The organism is Dyadobacter sp., from assembly GCF_051859145.1.
Taxonomy (GTDB): domain Bacteria; phylum Bacteroidota; class Bacteroidia; order Cytophagales; family Spirosomataceae; genus Dyadobacter.
The window spans coordinates 1-2,264 of the sequence record NZ_JBHYGF010000049.1 but is presented as its reverse complement, the minus strand read 5'-3'; the positions used below and the strand labels follow the sequence as shown (position 1 = coordinate 2,264).

The 2,264-nt window shown below is 46.0% G+C and carries 2 protein-coding genes; one reads left to right on the top strand and one right to left on the bottom strand.

Features of this window, described 5'->3' with window-relative positions; translation table 11 throughout:
* Positions 1–50 precede the first annotated feature (50 nt).
* Positions 51–1,274: an ADP-forming succinate--CoA ligase subunit beta gene (gene sucC, locus ACTIE6_RS04125; protein ID WP_056285604.1), complete on the bottom strand. Its 1,224-nt coding sequence runs from the start codon at positions 1,272–1,274 to the stop codon at positions 51–53.
* A gap of 90 nt (positions 1,275–1,364) precedes the next feature.
* Here sucC and ACTIE6_RS04120 point away from each other — a divergent pair, with 90 nt between their 5' ends.
* A complete protein-coding gene (locus ACTIE6_RS04120) occupies positions 1,365–2,027 on the top strand; it encodes an ABC transporter ATP-binding protein (protein WP_439555420.1) in 663 nt (220 codons plus the stop codon).
* Positions 2,028–2,264 lie beyond the last annotated feature (237 nt).

Here is a 2,264-nt window from a genome sequence, read left to right as displayed (position 1 = left end):
CGAAAAAGCCAGCATAAGCTGGCTTTTCCTTCGTTTGGCATTACAAATATCTAAACGCCCAGCTCAGCCAACACCTCAGATACCTTTGCAGCAGCTTCTTTGAACTCAATTGCAGAAGATACTTTCAATCCGGATTCGTTGATGATTCTTGCGCCTTCTTCTGCGTTTGTTCCTTGCAGACGAACGATGATAGGGACAGGAATTTCGCCGATTGCCTTATAAGCTTCCACAACTCCGGCAGCTACACGGTCGCAACGAACGATACCGCCGAAAATGTTGATCAGGATTGCTTTTACATTCGGGTCTTTCAGGATAATGCGGAAACCGGCTTCCACAGTACGTGCATTCGCGCCACCTCCAACATCCAGGAAGTTGGCAGGCTCGCCACCTGAAAGCTTGATCAAATCCATAGTCGCCATCGCTAGTCCGGCGCCATTTACCATGCAACCTACGTTTCCGTCCAGTTTTACGTAGTTCAGGTTATTTGCACCTGCTTCTACTTCTAAAGGATCTTCTTCGTTGGTATCGCGCATTTCAGCCAATTCAGGGTGACGGTACAATGCGTTGTCATCCAGGTCAACTTTTGCGTCAACAGCAAGAATTTTATTATCTGATGTTTTCAAAACCGGGTTGATTTCGAACATCGATGAGTCACTTTCTACGTAAGCTTTGTAAAGTGAGGTGATGAATTTCACCATTTCCTTGAATGCATCGCCTTCAAGACCAAGAGCAAATGCAACTTTACGCGCCTGGAATGGCTGCAATCCAACTTTTGGATCGATCCATTCCTTCATGATTTTTTCAGGAGTATGCTCCGCAACTTCTTCGATGTCCATACCGCCTTCGGTGCTGGCCATGATCACGTTGCAGTTTCTGCCGCGGTCCAGGAGAATAGATAGGTAGTATTCTTTTGGCTCGCTCACACCTGGATAGTAAACGTCTTCCGCGATCAATACTTTATTTACGCGTTTTCCGTCCGGTCCGGTTTGGTGTGTCACCAATACTTTACCCAGAATATTGTTTGAAATTGTTCTTACATCTTCCACTGATTTCGCAAGAGCAACACCGCGCTGCTCAGTACCAACGATGCGGCCTTTACCACGGCCACCGGCATGAATCTGGGATTTAACTACATACCATTTGGTGCCTGTTTGCTGGCTCAACTCGCGTGCTACTTCCACCGCTTTATCGGGAGTGTCGGCTACGAGTCCTTCCTGAATACGCACACCGTATTTTTTAAGAACGCTTTTGCCTTGATATTCGTGAATATTCATGAGTATAAAAGTAAATTGGTATTTTCGAGGCAAATTAAGGAATTAATCAAAACGGGCGAAGGAATAAGCTCAATTATCTTCATTCAGATCATGAATTTACTTCAGGCGAACGGGATCCGTCGCACTTATGGTTCTTTACAGGTTTTGAAGGGAATTGATCTGGAAGTTAAAAAGGGGGAAGTGGTGGCTATTGTCGGTCCGTCGGGTGCAGGGAAAAGTACTTTCCTGCATATTCTGGGGACTTTGGACAGGCCCGAAGAGGGTGAAGTGATTATCGACGGGGTGAATGTTTTTGGCCAGAAAGACAAAGACCTGGCACGGTTCCGGAATGAAAAAATAGGCTTTATATTTCAGTTTCATAATCTGCTAGCCGAGTTTACAGCATTGGAAAACGTATGTATGCCCGGGTATATCAATGGAAATACGAACGAAAAGCAGATCATAGAAAGAGGGAAGGAGCTGCTTGCGATGTTGGGTTTATCCAGCCGGATGGACCATTTACCCTCGCAGCTTTCAGGCGGCGAGCAGCAGCGCGTGGCAGTGGCCAGGGCACTTTTGAATAATCCTGCGATTGTACTCGCCGACGAGCCAAGCGGTAACCTAGATTCACACAATGCATTGGAGCTGCACCAGCTTTTCTTCAAGCTACGGAATGAATTCGGGCAGGCATTTATCATTGTAACACACAACGAAGATCTTGCAGAAATGGCCGACAGGCGCCTTGTGATGCAGGACGGACAGATGCTTTCGTGACCAATAAAATAAATAGCTCAAAAAATGTGACCAAACTTCCGGATGTACGTCTAAATAGGGAAGTTTTTCATAACGTTGAGTATCGCAGATAGCCGCCGAAAGTTTTCAAGCGGATATTTCAAAATTCATTAACAACAAAAAACCGTCAGGATATCCCGACGGTTTTTCTTTTATCAGATGAGATTGGAATTACATCATTCCGCCCATTCCACCACCGTGGCTGTGGCCACCAGCAGC